This window comes from Nocardia ninae NBRC 108245, from assembly GCF_007990755.1.
GTDB classification, from domain to species: Bacteria; Actinomycetota; Actinomycetes; order Mycobacteriales; family Mycobacteriaceae; genus Nocardia; species Nocardia ninae.
Genome location: NZ_BJXA01000003.1, coordinates 201,336 through 216,063, shown reverse-complemented (window position 1 = coordinate 216,063; position 14,728 = coordinate 201,336). Strand labels below are relative to the sequence as shown.

Sequence of the window (14,728 nt, the reverse complement as noted above, 5' to 3'; positions counted from 1 at the left end):
AGCAATTGTGCGGAACCCGTTCCGCTGACGGCAAACTGACCCATTCGACGCCGACCGCGGCCACTATTGATAAGGGCGGAGGATGAGGTTATTCGGCGGTGGACGAGGTCAGCGAAATCGTCGGCGTGGTCGAGCGGATCGACACGTTTCCGACAGTGGACGAATTGAACGAATACGTCGACAAACTCGCCGGCGCGCTGCCGGATCGGGTGACGGTCACCGAGATCGGCAGATCGCGTGCGGGCGATCCGATCCGGACGGTGCGGGTCGGCGCGGGCGCTCCGCAGGTGGTGATCATCGGCAATCCGCATCCGAACGAGCCGATCGGCATGGCGACGATCCGCCACCTGCTCGGCAGGCTGACCGGGGATGCCGCGCAAACCCTCGGCGCTACCTGGCATTTCCTGCTGTGTCTGGATCCCGACGGCACCCGGCTGAACGAAGGATGGTTCGCCGGTGCGCGCACCAGATCCGGCGTCGCGCGCGGCTTCTACCGTCCGCCCGCGGCCGAGCAGCCGGAGTGGTGCTTTCCGACCAGCTGGCTCGGCACCGCGGTCGGTGCGCCGCTCCCGGAGACGCTGGCGCTGATGGGTTTGATCGATCAGACCCGGCCCGCGCTGATCGTTTCGCTGCACAATGCCGATTTCGGCGGCGGGTTCTTCTACGCCACCGGCGGCGATCGCGACTACTGGTCCGCGCTCACCGACCAGCTGACCGCGGCGGGTGTGCCCATTTACCAGGGACCACCCGACGTGCCCGGCGCGCGCACCTGGGCGCCGGGCGTGTTCGAGCTGCCGTCGTTCCAGCGGATCGCCGAGACCTTGGCCGCCGAGGGCGTCGAGCCGCTGGCGATGATGTACGGCGGCGGCATTCGTGACTATGCGACGGCCCACGGGACCGCGCTGCTGGTGTGCGAGTTGCCGATGTGGGTCGACTCGCGGGTTACCGACGACGCGCCCAGCGGACGCTCCCTGGCGAGCGTGCTGCATTCCACCGCAACCGCTTACGAGGAGATCGCCGAGATCGTGAGCGGCGTGCTCGAGCGAGTCCCCGGTCGGTCGCCGTTCGCGCGGGCACTGACGGATACGGTGCGCGCCCTGCGCGGCAACGCCATTGCCAAACGCTCCGCCACCGAGTCGCGCATCGCCACCCGCGGCGAGGTCTTCATCGAGGAGTACGTGTGGGTCGGCGTCGCCCGCCTGCGTGCGGGCGGGATGCTGCTGCGCCTGCTCGACAGCGAACCGCGCGAGGGCTGCGCCGCGGAACGCGCTCGGTTCACCGCGATCTTCGAAAAGTGGTGCACCGATATCGAAACCAACGCCCCTGGGCACTCGATCCCGGTGCACCGCCTGGTCACGATCCAATCGATGGCGATCGTCACCGCCGTCACGCGACTACGCGACGGTCGACCCGTCTGACACTCGGTGGAGGCGGACAGGCGAATACGCGCCCCGGCCGGTGACCGGGGCGCGTAACCCGCTGATCAGTAACCGAACTGCCGCAGAATCGGCCCGCACACGTGCCACTCATCACCGCCGTCGTGCGCCTCGTGATAGAGGTGCGCGACGTACCACATCACGATGTCCTGACCGTCGGTGTTCTCACCATTGACGTGCCGCCAGATCTCGTCGTCGTTCGCGTTGCCCAGCGCACCACCGAGATCTTCGGGTCCGTGATAGGCGGTGATCGCGACGTCGAGCCGGGAGAACCAGTCGCTGGCACCGTCGAACGGTCCCTTGTCGATGAGGAAACCGCGGCCGGTGCCCTTCTTGATGACCGCCCAACGATTGTCGCCGATGTGGATCGAGGACAGTTCGTTCTTCCGTGGGATCCAGCCGGGGCCGTAACCCCAATCCTGGCTCGTCAGTGCGTGTTGCAGCGCGAGGTTGTTCGCGGCACCGTCGATGTCCCAGTCGAATCGCCAATAGGTGTGGTGGCGATGGTTGGCCGGATGTTGCAGACCGGCGCTGTAGAGCTGCGGCAGGATGATGCCGTCACTGCGGAAGATCCACCGGTTGAGCAGGCGGTAGCGCCCGATGACGTGATAGCTCTCCACCACCAGGAAGCGGTGGTCCGGAGCGCTGCCCTCGTAGATCGCCACGGGCCGTTGCATATTGCCGCTGCTGAGCGGGTCCTTGTACGGTCCGCCCGCGCCGCCGTCGTATTGCACGCGGATCATCGGCAGGCTGGCCCGGTGCAGCACCTTGATGCCCTTGTAGAAGACGTCGCGGAAAGCGATGGCTTCGCTCTTGCCGTCGAGGACCTCCCAATAGAACCTCCAGACCGGAGCCTCGGGCGGCCAACTGACTGTCCCTGAGCTACTCATGAAATCACCCCAGGAATCAGGCCGACCTCGGCCACGTCTTCCGCACTGAGATCCACGATCGCGAAGGCGGTGGGCAACCGCCGATCCGCGGGCCCGAACCGCAGGTCCACTAGCCGATGCCGATAACGCGAACTGTGAAAATTCACGTCCTCGACGATCAGCCCGGCGCCGGTGTCGACGTCGATTCCGCGCTCGGCGAGCCGGCCGTCCCGGCGCACCAATTCGATGGCGCGAGCTTCCTCGACCTCGGACATGGCGGGCTGGGTCAGCGTCTCGTGCAGCTCGACGAGCGACCGGGTGGTCACGTCGACGATCGCCTCGATGACGACATCGTCGGAGTAGTTGTAGATGACGACCACCGGATATTCGGTGTCCCGGTCCAGGAATCGGGTTCCGACGCTGATGATCTCGTAGCGCTTGCCGTCGAGCAGGTCGTTGACGCCCGCCTGGCTCAGCGCCACCTCGGGTGCGACGGCCGCCGCTTCGTCGGTCGATCGCAGATCCCGCGCCTCGGAGTACACCGGGGTGGTCTGCACCGGCGGGAGCAGTTCGCTCCAGTCGCGCGCGTCGGAAAACTTCGGGTCGATGACGGGGCCGAGGTCGATGATCTCGGTGCGCAGAAATCCCGGAGGCGGAAGGGTGAATCTTTCGGCCATGAGCGAACTCCATGCTCTTGGTAACTAGCGCGCGGTTTTCCGCGCCCCCTCATCCTTCGACGCCGCACTGAACAGGTCGCGAGTACTTCCGTACTCCACTTACACCAGCCGACCCTGCGCCCCACCCAGGTAGCTGATCGGTACCTGGATACGCCGAACGGGACATGACCGAGCGTGTCATGTCCCGTTCGGGCGGGTGCGGCTACTGGACGCCGGTGGCCTTGGCGACGTCGGCGAGCATCTGGTCGGCGGCCTGCACGCCGATGCCCGACATCCAGGTCTCGTCCAGCACGTCGATGGCCTTGCCGTTCTTGACGGCGCGCAGGTCACGCCAGACGGGGCTGGTGGTGACGGCGCCCTTCTCGGTCTTGCCCGGGTCGTCGATGGTGGCGACGAAGATCAGGTCGGCGTCGGCCTGATCTATCTGCTCGGGGCTGACGTCCTTCATGATCTTCTTCGGGTCGGTGGAGATCTGCGACTCCGGTCGCGGCAGGCCGATGTCGGCCAGCACCACGCCGCTGAAGGAGTTGCTCTGGTACAGCCGGGTCGGGCCGGCCAGGAAGCGGACCACCGAGACGGTGGGCAGCACGCCGTTGTTCTTGGCCTTGATGGCGTCGCCGAGCGCGCGGGCCCGATCCTCGTAACCCTTCAACGCGTCGGCGGCCTGCTGCTCGAGGCCGAGCGCCTTGCCGTGCACCGCGAGGTTGGCTTTCCAAGGGCCACCGGTGGTTTCGGTGAACACCGTCGGCGCGATGCCGCTGAGCTTGTCGTAGATCTTGTCGTGGCGGACCTTCGAGGACAGGATCAGGTCGGGCTTCAGCGACGCGATCCGCTCGAGGTTCGGCTCGAGCAGCGGGCCGACGTCGGTCACCCCATCGACCTTGCCCGCCAAGTATTCCGGGAACCCGCCCCTGGTCTTGGTATGCGGGACAACGGCACCCACCGGCTTGATGCCGAGCAGGGTGACCGAGTCCAGCTCGGCGGTGTCGAGCACCACCACGCGCTTGGGCGCCTTCGGAATGGTCACCTGGCCCATCAGGGTGTCCAGGGTGCGCGGGAAGCTGGCCGAATCGGCCGGGGAGGCAGCGGAATCCGTATCGGCGGAGTTGTTGCCACAGGCCGCGAGGCAGGACAGGCCTACCGCCACAACAAGTGTCGCGATACCGATGCGGCCGAGTCGGCGGCCGCGGGGTCGGGTGGACATGAGCAGTCCCTCATCTCTTGGGAGTGGGTGGTGCATCAGCTCGAGCGAGGCGACGCTGGGGGTAGTCCGCTCAGACGGGAGCGGCGGCGGACAGTCGGGCGGCCCTGCTGCGCGGAACCACCAGGGGGGTCCCGGTTTCCGGGTCGGGTATCACCAGGGCATCGACCCCGAAGACGGTGCGGACGAGTTCGGCGTCCAGCACCTCGGCGGGTGGCCCGGCCGCGGCGAGGCGGCCCTCGTGCAGTACCACGAGGTGGTCGGCGTAGCGGGCGGCCTGGCCGAGATCGTGCAGCACCATGACGACGGTGCGCCCAGCCTCGGCGTGCAGGTCGGCAACGAGGTCGAGCACGTCGAGTTGGTGGCGCAGGTCGAGGAAGGTGGTCGGCTCGTCGAGCAGCAGCAGGTCGGTGTCCTGGGCCAGGGCCAGCGCGATCCAGGCTCGCTGCCGTTGGCCGCCGGAGAGCCGGTCGACCTGTTGTTCACGCAGATCGGCGGTGCCGGTGCGCCGCAACGCGTCCTCGACGGCCGACTGGTCGGTGGCCGACCAGGGCCGCAGCAACCGCTGGTGCGGATAGCGACCGAGCCGCACCAGCGCCTCGACCGTGATGGACTCCGGCGTGATCGGCTGCTGCGGCAGCAGGCCCATCCGTAAGGCCAACGCGCGGGCGGACATTCGATGGATGTCGGCGCCGTCGAGGGTGACCGTGCCGCCCGACGGCCGAAGCAGCCGGGTGAGTCCGCGCAGCAGCGTGGACTTGCCGCAGGCGTTCGGGCCGACGATGGCGGTGACCGAGTCGCCCGGCAGCACCAGGTCGAGCCCGTCGATCACGACGCGGTCGCCGTACCGCAGATCGACTGCCTGCGCGGCCAATTCGTTGCGGCCGACCCCGTCGTCCGGTGTGTCACTCATGCGGTCCTCCTGGAGACGGGCGAGCTCTCACGGAGCATCAGAATGAGCAACCACGGAGCGCCGACAGTCGCGGTGACCACGCCGACGGGCAACCCCTCGATCGGCAGCGCGTGCTGCACGATCAAGTCGCAGACGAGCAGCAGCGTCGCCCCGGCCAGACCGGTGACGGCGAGCGTGCCGGCGGTGGGCGGACCGGCGAGTCGCCGCACGAGGTGCGGAACCGCCAGCGCCACAAAGGAAATCGGGCCGGTGAGGGCGGCGGCCAGCGCGGCGAGCGCGATGGTGGTGCCCAGCAAGGCCAACCGGGAATGCGACACCCGGACACCGAGCGTGCCCGCCGACTCGTCGCCGAGGTCGAGCACCGACAGCGTGCGGTATTGCAGATACAGCAGAGCCAGCACCAGCACGCAGGCCACCGCGGCAGCCTGGATCTCCGGCCAGGTGCGTCCGTAGAGCGAACCGGTGGTCCACTGCACCGCCGACCCGGCGAGCTCCAGCGGAAAGCGCACCACCATCAGATTCACCGCCGCGGCCAACCCTGCCTGCACTGCCAATCCGACGAGCACCAGCCGCGTAACCGGTAACCCGGACCGCCAGCCCAGGATGCCGAGCAGCAGCGCGGTGAGCATCCCGCCGCCGAGCGCGCCGAGCGGGATGAACGACTGGCTCGCGCCGAGAGCGAGCACGAGCACCGACCCGAAGGACGCGCCACCGGTGACACCCATGACGTCCGGCGAGGCGAGCGGGTTACGGAACAGCCGCTGGAGCACGGCACCCGCGGTGGCCAGTCCCGCGCCCGCGAGCAGCGCGGCGGCCAGCCGTGGCGCACGGAACTCCTGGACGACATAGACGTCGCCCTGGTCGCCGAAGCCGAACAAGGCGCGCAACGCCGTCACCGCCGACATCTCGACCTCGCCGACGCTGAGCGCCACGGTCGACAGCACGGCGATCGCCGCCGCGCACACCGCGCCGATCAGGATCGCGCGCCTGCGCTGCCGCACCAGGACATTCGCGCCGGAACGCAATGGTGTTCGACCATTCCGCAGCGACGCGGCATCGATCGGATCAGCGGAGCGCTTGGGACGCAACAGTGTTCGGCCGTTGCGCGGCGGCGGCGCATCGATCATCGGCCCACCCGTCGAGCGAGCACGGCGAGCAGCGGCGCACCGAGGAACGCGGTGACGATGCCGACCTCCAGCTCCGAAGGCCGGGCGACAAGCCTGCCGAGGATGTCGGCGGCGAGTAGCAGCAGCGGGCCCGCGATGAGGCAGCCGGGCACGAGCACCCGGTGGTCGCCGCCGAGCACCAGCCGGACCAGGTGCGGCGCGGCCAGTCCGATGAACGCGATCGGCCCGGCCACGGCCACCGCGGAGCCGGCGAGCAACACCACCGCGACCATCCCCGCCAGCCGGATGCGCCCCACCGGCATACCGAGCGCCTCCGCGGCTTCGTCGCCGAGGGCGAGAGTATTGAGCGCGGGTGCGATCACCAGGCCGATCACCGCGCCGATAATCAGCGTCGGCAACATCGGGACCAGCACGTCGAGGTCGCGTTCGGCGATCGATCCGGCCAGCCAGAAGCGCGCCTCGTCCAGGGTGCGTTCGCTGAACAGCAGCACGGCGGAGGTCCACGAGACGAGCACCAGTTGCAGGACGGTGCCGCCGAGGACCAGCCGAACGGGATCGAGGTCGCCGGCCCGGCGCCCGAGCGTCAGCGTGAACAGCGCGGCGGCGGCCGCGCCCGCGAACGCGAAACCCAGGTACTCGATGGGACGGGTCAAACGCAGCGCGTAGATGGCGATCACCACGGCGAGCCCGGCGCCGGCGTTGATGCCGAGGGTGGTCGGCGCGGCGAGCGGGTTGCGGGTGATGCCTTGCACGAGCGCACCGGCGAGGCCGAGCGCGGCGCCCACCGCCAGTCCCACCAGGGTGCGCGGCAATCGCATACCGGTGACCACCATGGCGTCGCGGCCGTCCGCATCGCCGAGCAGGGCCTGCACGACGGTGCCGATCGACACCGAGCGGGCGCCGAGTGCCAGGCTCAACACGACGCACAGCAGCAACGCGGCAAACCCGAGCATCAGCATCGGGATGCGGCGCGATAACGCGGCCGTGCGGGTGGTGTCGACGGAGGTCACGGGACGTGAGCTTAAGTTAGCGATACCTAAGTTTGTCAATGCGCGCCTGCGCGTGTGATGTCCGTCTCGTCCGTTTTTCGCGCCGGGCCGCCGCGCCGGCAACCCCACCTGAGCAGCGATCGAAGCACAGATTCAACAGTCACGGTTTCGTAACGGGCGCCGCTGGGTACTAACAGAAGTATGACATCGACGGATCACCGACCCGCCCGGATCGCCGGCGTGGAGCCGGGGACCGCGGTACTGGCATTCGCTCTGTGCCTTGCCTTTTCGATCGGCATCGCTACTCTCACGCAGTCTGCTGTGACCACGGTCCTCGCATGCGCCAGCATCGCGGCCGGGCTCGTACTCGTACTGAACATCCTGCCGCACAAGGCTTGACCCTTCTCGCCTCCGCCACCGCAACGGCTTCGAAGGTCCGGCTCTTGATTCCCGGACTCGCGCCTGGTGGCATAGCGCCAAGAAAGTCGGCGCGATTCGGAGGCATCATGCTGTCCTTACCAGAGATTTCGGACCGTCTGGAGATCCAGGACCTGATGGTCCGGTATTCCCACGCGGTCGACACCGGACAGTGGGACCTGCTCGACGACATCTTCACCGAGGACGCCCACATCGATTACACCGCGATGGGCGGACCGGCCGGCGACGTGGCGGCGACGAAGAAGTTCCTCGCCGCCATGTTGCCGAATTTCCCCGCCTTTCAACACCTGATCAGCAACTCCTCGATCACCCTCGACGGCGACAGCGCCACCGGGCGGACCATGTGTCACAACCCGATGATGCTGTCCGGCGGCGACGGCCCGCCCAGCCTCATGCTGTGCGGGCTCTGGTACCTCGACACGTTCGCCCGGGTCGACGGGCAGTGGCGCATCGCGCGCCGGGTCGAGGAGAAGAGCTACATGTTCCTCGCACAGGCGGTGCCGGGCGCGAGCTGAATGCGCTGCGGCCCAGCCGATATCAACCGACAATCGGTAGCCCGCGTTCCGCGGAGAGCTCGCACAGTGCGTCCTGCATGACGCCGGTGACGAGCTCGTAGGCCGCGTCGACATCCAGTTCCGGTCCCAGTTCGGCGTGCAGATCGATCGGCTCGAGGAACTCGACGGTGACCTTGCTCGGCAACGGGATGTGCCCCGCGAGGTCACCGATATTGAGTCCCCACGGGAGGGCGATCGAGATGGGAAATACCTTCAGCCGCAACATCCGATCCAGCCGCAGCAGCTTGGCCAGCCGATCCCCGCGCGACAGCATCAGGGCGGTCTGCTGAGCACCGATATTGACCATCGGCACGATGGGAACCTTCTCGTCCCAGGCCAAGCGGAGAAAGCCGGTCCGGCCGGCGAAGTCGATCTCGTCTTCTTTCCAGGTCGGCCGATGCACCTCCCAGTCACCGCCGGGATAGACGAGCACCGCCGCGCCGTCGCGCAACACCTGCCGTGCGCTGTTCGGGTCCGCGCCTACCGTGCCGAAGCGGCGCAACAACGTACCGATGACCGGATAGGCCATCACCATGTCGTGCGCCAACTGGAAGAACGGGCGATGCGGACCGAACCGCCGCACGAACGCCAAGGTGGCGACCAATACCTCGGGCGACACGTTGCCCCCGGAATGATTGCCGACCAACAGGACCGGGCCGTCCTCCGGAATCCGGTTCAGGCCCCGGACCTCCGCGCGGAAGTACAGCCGCGCGAACCACCAGCCCGGACCCACCGTGTCGATGATGAACTCGGGATCCCGGTCGGCGGGGTCGGGCGCGGGCACGCGCGCGTTCACCTGCTCGGCGACCCAGTCGGTCACCTGGTCGATCCGGTCGGTCGGCAATCGAAACCAATTCATGGGCAACGCTTTCCGTTAGATCACGACTCGATCACCAGGAGCCTGCGGAAGAAACCGCGATAGCCGCGCAGGGCCTGCCGCAGCTCCTCGGTGTCGCCGTCTTGCAGGCCGGCGCAGTGCTCCTCGAGGACGCGCTTGCGTTCGGCGTAGGCGGTGGTCAACTGGTAGATGATGTCCGCGACGATCTTGTCGGCCTGGGTGACTGCGTCGCGCGGGCTGTCGACGAAGGCACCCTGTACCTCGCGCCATTGGGTGCGGAGGCGGTCGAGGTCGGTGTCGGCGAAGAGCGGGGTGCCTACGTCGTCGAGTGAAATCCGTTGCTGCTCAGTGCCGTTTCCTGCGGTGGTTGTCTCGTCTGGCGTGGTCACCTGGTCGGTGTCGGCGGTGCTTGTCGCCGGGACCTGATCTGTTGCCGCAGCAGGGCTTTCAGCGTCGTGATCGGCGGTGGGCCGGTGCACAGTTCCCGGTTTGTAATCGGCCGTGCCCGTCTGGGTGGCCTTGGCGTCGTAGTCCGCCGCGCCTGCCGATGCGGTCTCAGCGTCGTGATCCGCTGTGCGCGGGTGCGCGGTCTCAGCGTCGTAGTCCGCCGTCGATGTGGTCTCGGCGTCGTGATCGGCCGTGCGGGATCGGTCCGCGTCGTATTCCGTGGTGCGCACGTGCTCCGGTTCGACGTCCACGTCGGTCGTGCGCGCACGTTCGGCGTCATCGGCTGTCGTGCTCGCACCTCCGGTACCGGTCGCATCCGTCGCGCCTTCGGTGGAGCGGCTCCCCGACTCGCCTGCGGCCCAATCGTTTTCGCGACCCTCCTGCCAGGACGAAGACCGTGCCTCCTGCTCACTCATCGGGATATCCGCGCTGGGCGTCGCGGAACGGTCGGAATGCGCGGTGCGTTCGTATTCGGTGCTCATGACAGCGCTTTCTTGTCGTGCTCGGACTTCTTGTCCTTGTCGTGCTCGGGCTTCTTGTCGTCGGTGGCGCCATTCAGCAAGTCCTGGAACAGGTCCCGGTAGTGCACGATGGCGGTGCGGCGGTCCTCGGTGGACACCTCGGAACCGGTGGCCCTGGTGGCGATCTCGTGCGCGGCGCGGTAATGACCGAGCGCTTCCGCGTGCTCCACGGACAGGTCGGCGACCTGCTGATCGAAATTCTCAGTGGGATAACCACGTTGGGCCATCACCGTGGTCAGCAACCGATCTGCGGACTGCAACGCCTCGACCGGGTCGTCGATGAACCGCTCCTGCACCTCGACCCACTGCGCGGTGTAGAGCTGCTTCTGCTCCGGGCTCAGCGCGCGCAGTTCGAGCTCGGCGTGCCTGCGTTCGCGTTCGGCCAGTTCGCGTTCGGCCGCGCGCCGGTCGTCGTGTTCCTCGACCGTCCGGTCGTACTCCGGGCCGAAGCGGCTGCGTAACCGCTGCCTGCGCACCATCGGCCACACCACCAGGGCGATGACCACCGCCACCAGTACCACCAGAACGATTACCGTGATCAATACTCCAGACGACACTTGGACCTCCTCGCCGAGCCTGTCGTATTCGGACAGGTAATGCCTCGCCGCCGAGGTTCCAAACTCTTGATCACGCTTCGATGTCACCCACTGGGATCGCAGCAGGCCCAGCGGTTTCCGCGCGGAAGACCCCACAGCTTCTCTCGGGATCCGCACCGGCTTCGGCCGCCCGCAATCAGTGCAGGTCCCGAAAAAAATGCGACAGTCGTCAGGTGCGGCGCAAGGCTTCGACTGGGCAGCTGTCGATCACCAGCTCCACCAGGTCGTGCGCAATTTCGTCGATGGTGTCGGCAAGGGGGGCGACGATACCGTCGTCGCCGACGCGGAACAGGGTGGGTGCCAGCGCCTCACACATGCCGTGCCCCTCGCAGCGGGTGCGGTCGGCGACGACGCGCATCACCGCAGCCGTTCCAGCCGGAGGGGCAGGCCGTCGGCGGGCATCGGCCCGGTGCCCGCGACGAGCGGCACCTGGTAGTCCGGGCGCACCGACCAGCGGTATTGCAGCAACATCTGGTGCAGCACGGCTTTGACGGTCATGCCACCGAAGTACAGGCCGATGCATTTGTGCGCGCCGCCGCCGAACGGCGCCCAGGCCAGCCGGTGCGATTTGTCCTCGCGGCGGTCGGCGGCGAACCGCTCCGGGTCGAACACATCGGGGTCGGCCCAGTAGTCGTCGGTGCGCATCATCGGGTAGGCGCCGACCATGACGAGCGTGCCCTGCGGCACGTAGTAGCCGAGAATGTCGGTGTCGGCGATGGTTTCGCGAATCTGCTGTGCCACCGGCGAATACATGCGCAGCGTTTCCTTGAACGCCAGGTCCAGACCGGGTAGTCGGTCCAGATCGCCGTAGTCGAGGGCGGGCTTGCCGAGCGCCCTGGACTCCACACGCAACCGCTCCTGCCACTGCGGGTGGCGGGCGAGTTCGTAAGCGAGCATGGACGCGGCGATCGTGCTGGTGTCGTGCGCGGCCATCATCACGAAGATCATGTGCTCGATCACCTCCTCGTCCGAGAACGCGTGGCCCTCCTCGGTCTCGGCGTGACACAGCACGCTGAACAGGTCGTTCCCCTCGCCCGCCCGCTTGGCGGGTAGCTCGCGCCGGAAGTACTCGCCGAGGATGCGCCGTCCGCGCACCCCGCGCGACCACACCCCGCCGGGCACATTGGTGCGGATGAGCGCGGTCGCGCCGTGTACAGCGTCCTCGAAAGCCCGTTCCAGCACCACGCTTTCGGGGCCGAGCTCGGCACCGGCGAAGACCTCGGTAGCTTGCGCGAGCAGGATCTGCTTGATCGCGTCGAAGACCGGGAAGTGCGGGCCCGGCCGCCACTCGGCGACGCCGCGGGTGATGCGCGGGGTGGTCAGGTCCAGGTAACCGACCAGCCGGGGCCGGGTGAACGCCTGCTGCATGATCCGGCGGTGGAACAGATGCTCGTCGAAGTCCCGCAGCAGCAGGCCACCACGAAAAAACGGGCCGATCAAGAACTCCCAGCCACGTTGCGCCGAGAAGACCTTGTTCCGATCCATCAGCACCGCCTCGATGGCGGCCGGACTGCTCACACCGACCACCTCGCGACCGAGCACGCCCATCCAGTTCACCGGGCCGTACTGCTGAAATCGCTTGCGCGTCAATCCGATCGGATCACTCAGCGCGTGCAAGGTGTACCCGATTCCCGGTGCGCCGAAATCGCCTGGCATCGGGCGCAATCCGCTCCCCGGTGGCGGTTCGGCCAGCGGCCGCTCGACCGACGGGTACCGACCGGCGACGCGAGCGCCCCACGTCTGCGCGTGTTTCGCAACGCGCGCCCGCAAGCGGCGGACATCCCCCTGCACCTCGGTGACCTTGGGAGAAATCAGAAGACTCATGGCGGCCGTCCCTTCGCGACGCTGCGACTCCTCGACCATATCGGAAACATACGTTTCCGTACACAGTTGTTTCCCGACTTATCTTGTGCAAGGCTGCTTCGGGTGAGCGAGCGAACCCTGCACGCAGCGTCCAGGAACGCCGGTGCCGAGTGCCGGCGAGGCCCGGTCGTGGGCGGGCACAGCGAGCGAACCCTCGGCACCCGGGGCGCGACCAGGCCGCAAGTCAGCGAGGTGCAGTCGTGAGCGAGCGAGCCATCGGCACAGCACCCCGGGGTGCTACGGAGCCGAGCGTCCGCGAGGCATGGTCGTGACCCGCGTATTCACCGGCACGTACCGCGGCACATCTACTGCAGAGCGCCGGGAAGATCGGCGCAGGCGGCTACTCGACACCGCTCTCGACATCGTCGGCACCCAGGGCCTGTCCGCGCTGACCGTGCGCGGTCTCTGCGAACAGGCCCGGGTCGGACCCCGCTTTTTCTATGAGGCGTTCCCCGACCTGGACGCCCTCGCCTCCGCGATGCTCCTGGAGATCCAGGACGCCGCTCTCGACATCGCCCGCGCCGCCGTCGCCACCACCGAGGGCTCACCCGCGGACAAGATCCGCGCCGGCGTCGCCGCCCTCATCATCGAACTCACCGACGACCCGCGCCGCGCCCAGGTCGTCTTCGCCCAGGCTTACGGCAACGAGGTCTTGATGCGCAGCCGCTTCGACGGCATGCGCCGCGTCGCCGACGTCATCATCGAACAGACCCGCCTGGTGCTCGACCTCCCCGCCGGCCACGACACCGCCGTCGCCGCGACCTCGCAGCTGATCACCGGCGGCGCCGCGGAACTCGTTTTGGTCTGGCTCGATGGCGGCCTCGACGTCGACCGTGCGGGATTGACCGACCTGCTCGCCGATTTCACCATCGCGATGGTCGGGCGGCTGCCCGACGTCGCCCACCGCTTGTCGACAGCTTCCGAGTGACCGTGCAGTCCCTTAAGCTGAATCCATGAACGCGTGCAGGCGATTTCTGCGCCCCGGGCCGTCAGTCGGCCACGGGGTCTGCCGCGTGCGGTCGCGCACGTAGTTCCTGTGGCCGTCGCCGGTTCGGGGGTTTTACCGAATCCGACTGGCTACCAAAGGAATTACTCATGCCTGCCTATCTCTCTCCACTCGATTTGTCGCGCGCGCTGACCGTGCGCGACCTCAGCGATGTCACGCAAGGACCGCACGCCATGCAGGCGCTGCTGGACGCGATGGTGCACACGCTGGCCGATGCGTGGGCGTCGAGGGTGCGCGTCGTGCGCAACTCACCGCTCGTCGCCGTCGTCGACAACTACGACAAGCTCGGCTACGACCCGGCCGACGTCACCCGCGACGCGCGCTACACCCGATACGTCAGCCCGACCACCATGTTGCGGAGTCACACCACTGCCGACATCCCCGCGACATTACGGTGCTACGCCGAGGTGTCCGGTGACGTCGACGACCTCATCGTGGTCCCCGGCCTGGTCTATCGCAGGGACGTCGTCGATCGAATCCATGTGGGCGAACCCCATCAGGTCGATCTGTGGCGGCTCCGATCGAGCCCGGACACCGGCGATCACCACGTGCGCGAGATGGTCGCGCACCTGGTGGAGGCGGTGCTACCGGGTGCCGAGTGGCGCACCACGCCGGCCCGGCACCCCTACACAGCTCTCGGCAGACAGGTCGACGTGCGCCTCGGCACGGAGTGGCTGGAACTGGCCGAATGCGGGCTCATCGCCGACCATGTGCTGGCCGGTGCCGGGCTCGATCCCGCCCGCTGGTCCGGCACCGCGCTCGGCCTCGGATTGGACCGAGCCCTCATGCTGCGCAAGGGAATACCCGATATCCGCTACCTCCGCTCCGAGAACCCACGCATCGCCGACCAGCTGCAAGACCTGTCCCCGTGGCGGCCGGTCTCCACGCTGCCGCCGATCCGCCGCGACCTGTCGGTGGTGATCGCCGACGACACCGACGACGAAACCCTCGGCGACACCGTGCGAAAGGTGCTGCACGATCGGGTCGACGACATCGAGTCGGTGCTCGTCACCGCCCGGACGCCATGGGCCGAGCTCTCCGAAAAGGCCAGGGACAGACTCGGCATCGTGCCCGGGCAGACGAATGCCGTTGTGCGACTGGTTCTCCGGCCCTTGGCGCGCACGCTCACCGACGAGGAGGCCAACGCGCTCCGCAACGAGGTGTACCTCGCCATCCATATCGGCCCGCAGCTGGAGCTGGCATGAACGCGAAGCACCTGCCGAATTCAGGCCGCATTTCGGTCTGTCGGCCGA

At 67.7% G+C, this 14,728-nt stretch carries 15 protein-coding genes; 4 read left to right on the top strand and 11 right to left on the bottom strand.

Annotation, left to right across the window (positions count from 1 at the left end; translation table 11 throughout):
* Positions 1-98 precede the first annotated feature (98 nt).
* Positions 99-1,418, top strand: a complete 1,320-nt coding sequence (locus NN4_RS04720; protein WP_147128707.1) for a M14 family zinc carboxypeptidase — start codon at positions 99-101, stop codon at positions 1,416-1,418.
* A 65-nt stretch (positions 1,419-1,483) separates the two neighbouring features.
* Here the strand turns inward: NN4_RS04720 and NN4_RS04715 are convergent, their stop codons facing one another.
* From NN4_RS04715 to NN4_RS04690, 6 genes are all read right to left on the bottom strand, one after another.
* Entirely contained in the window at positions 1,484-2,326 is an 843-nt protein-coding gene (locus tag NN4_RS04715; protein ID WP_147128706.1) for a hypothetical protein, read from the bottom strand.
* Entirely contained in the window at positions 2,323-2,982 is a 660-nt protein-coding gene (locus NN4_RS04710; protein ID WP_147128705.1) for a hypothetical protein, read from the bottom strand. Before NN4_RS04710 ends, NN4_RS04715 begins: the two co-directional genes overlap by 4 nt.
* Before the next feature lie 202 nt (positions 2,983-3,184).
* Positions 3,185-4,186 carry an ABC transporter substrate-binding protein gene (locus NN4_RS04705; RefSeq protein ID WP_147128704.1) on the bottom strand — a complete coding sequence of 334 codons (1,002 nt, stop codon included), beginning with the start codon at positions 4,184-4,186 and terminating at the stop codon, positions 3,185-3,187.
* Between the two features lie 70 nt (positions 4,187-4,256).
* Complete coding sequence (locus NN4_RS04700) at positions 4,257-5,096, bottom strand: ABC transporter ATP-binding protein (protein WP_147128703.1); 840 nt, start codon at positions 5,094-5,096, stop codon at positions 4,257-4,259.
* Positions 5,093-6,223 (bottom strand): FecCD family ABC transporter permease, encoded by a 1,131-nt coding sequence (locus NN4_RS04695; protein WP_147128702.1) that lies wholly within the window; start codon positions 6,221-6,223, stop codon positions 5,093-5,095. The genes NN4_RS04700 and NN4_RS04695 overlap by 4 nt, the downstream gene beginning before the upstream one ends.
* Positions 6,220-7,233 (bottom strand): FecCD family ABC transporter permease, encoded by a 1,014-nt coding sequence (locus NN4_RS04690; protein ID WP_246180701.1) that lies wholly within the window; start codon positions 7,231-7,233, stop codon positions 6,220-6,222. Before NN4_RS04690 ends, NN4_RS04695 begins: the two co-directional genes overlap by 4 nt.
* A gap of 485 nt (positions 7,234-7,718) precedes the next feature.
* Between NN4_RS04690 and NN4_RS04680 the strand changes: the two genes are divergently transcribed.
* A complete protein-coding gene (locus tag NN4_RS04680) occupies positions 7,719-8,165 on the top strand; it encodes a nuclear transport factor 2 family protein (protein WP_147128701.1) in 447 nt (148 codons plus the stop codon).
* A 22-nt stretch (positions 8,166-8,187) separates the two neighbouring features.
* On the opposite strand, the gene NN4_RS04675 is transcribed toward NN4_RS04680, so the two are convergent.
* The 5 genes from NN4_RS04675 to NN4_RS04655 form a co-directional block, all read right to left on the bottom strand.
* On the bottom strand, positions 8,188-9,063 hold the full coding sequence (locus NN4_RS04675) for a lysophospholipid acyltransferase family protein (protein WP_147128700.1): 876 nt from the start codon (positions 9,061-9,063) through the stop codon (positions 8,188-8,190).
* Between the two features lie 20 nt (positions 9,064-9,083).
* Positions 9,084-9,971, bottom strand: a complete 888-nt coding sequence (locus tag NN4_RS04670) for a hypothetical protein (protein WP_147128699.1) — start codon at positions 9,969-9,971, stop codon at positions 9,084-9,086.
* On the bottom strand, positions 9,968-10,567 hold the full coding sequence (locus NN4_RS04665; RefSeq protein WP_186818263.1) for a hypothetical protein: 600 nt from the start codon (positions 10,565-10,567) through the stop codon (positions 9,968-9,970). The genes NN4_RS04670 and NN4_RS04665 overlap by 4 nt, the downstream gene beginning before the upstream one ends.
* 208 nt (positions 10,568-10,775) lie before the next feature.
* On the bottom strand, positions 10,776-10,964 hold the full coding sequence (locus NN4_RS04660; protein ID WP_186818262.1) for a ferredoxin: 189 nt from the start codon (positions 10,962-10,964) through the stop codon (positions 10,776-10,778).
* A complete protein-coding gene (locus NN4_RS04655) occupies positions 10,964-12,430 on the bottom strand; it encodes a cytochrome P450 (RefSeq protein ID WP_147128697.1) in 1,467 nt (488 codons plus the stop codon). Before NN4_RS04655 ends, NN4_RS04660 begins: the two co-directional genes overlap by 1 nt.
* A gap of 307 nt (positions 12,431-12,737) precedes the next feature.
* Between NN4_RS04655 and NN4_RS04650 the strand changes: the two genes are divergently transcribed.
* Positions 12,738-13,397, top strand: a complete 660-nt coding sequence (locus tag NN4_RS04650; RefSeq protein ID WP_147128696.1) for a TetR/AcrR family transcriptional regulator — start codon at positions 12,738-12,740, stop codon at positions 13,395-13,397.
* A 167-nt stretch (positions 13,398-13,564) separates the two neighbouring features.
* Positions 13,565-14,680 (top strand): PheS-related mystery ligase SrmL, encoded by a 1,116-nt coding sequence (gene srmL, locus NN4_RS04645; protein ID WP_147128695.1) that lies wholly within the window; start codon positions 13,565-13,567, stop codon positions 14,678-14,680.
* The last annotated feature ends 48 nt before the right edge of the window (positions 14,681-14,728 follow it).

What these genes read in the sequence shown, in the direction of transcription:
- NN4_RS04715 (WP_147128706.1), bottom strand. Translation starts at nt 2,326, where the DNA reads ATGAGTAGCTCAGGGACAGTCAGTTGGCCGCCCGAGGCTCCGGTCTGG.
- NN4_RS04710 (WP_147128705.1), bottom strand. Translation starts at nt 2,982, where the DNA reads ATGGCCGAAAGATTCACCCTTCCGCCTCCGGGATTTCTGCGCACCGAG.
- NN4_RS04705 (WP_147128704.1), bottom strand. Translation starts at nt 4,186, where the DNA reads ATGTCCACCCGACCCCGCGGCCGCCGACTCGGCCGCATCGGTATCGCG.
- NN4_RS04700 (WP_147128703.1), bottom strand. Translation starts at nt 5,096, where the DNA reads ATGAGTGACACACCGGACGACGGGGTCGGCCGCAACGAATTGGCCGCG.
- NN4_RS04695 (WP_147128702.1), bottom strand. Translation starts at nt 6,223, where the DNA reads ATGATCGATGCGCCGCCGCCGCGCAACGGCCGAACACTGTTGCGTCCC.
- NN4_RS04680 (WP_147128701.1), top strand. Translation starts at nt 7,719, where the DNA reads ATGCTGTCCTTACCAGAGATTTCGGACCGTCTGGAGATCCAGGACCTG.
- NN4_RS04675 (WP_147128700.1), bottom strand. Translation starts at nt 9,063, where the DNA reads ATGAATTGGTTTCGATTGCCGACCGACCGGATCGACCAGGTGACCGAC.
- NN4_RS04670 (WP_147128699.1), bottom strand. Translation starts at nt 9,971, where the DNA reads ATGAGCACCGAATACGAACGCACCGCGCATTCCGACCGTTCCGCGACG.
- NN4_RS04660 (WP_186818262.1), bottom strand. Translation starts at nt 10,964, where the DNA reads ATGCGCGTCGTCGCCGACCGCACCCGCTGCGAGGGGCACGGCATGTGT.
- NN4_RS04655 (WP_147128697.1), bottom strand. Translation starts at nt 12,430, where the DNA reads ATGAGTCTTCTGATTTCTCCCAAGGTCACCGAGGTGCAGGGGGATGTC.
- srmL (WP_147128695.1), top strand. Translation starts at nt 13,565, where the DNA reads ATGCCTGCCTATCTCTCTCCACTCGATTTGTCGCGCGCGCTGACCGTG.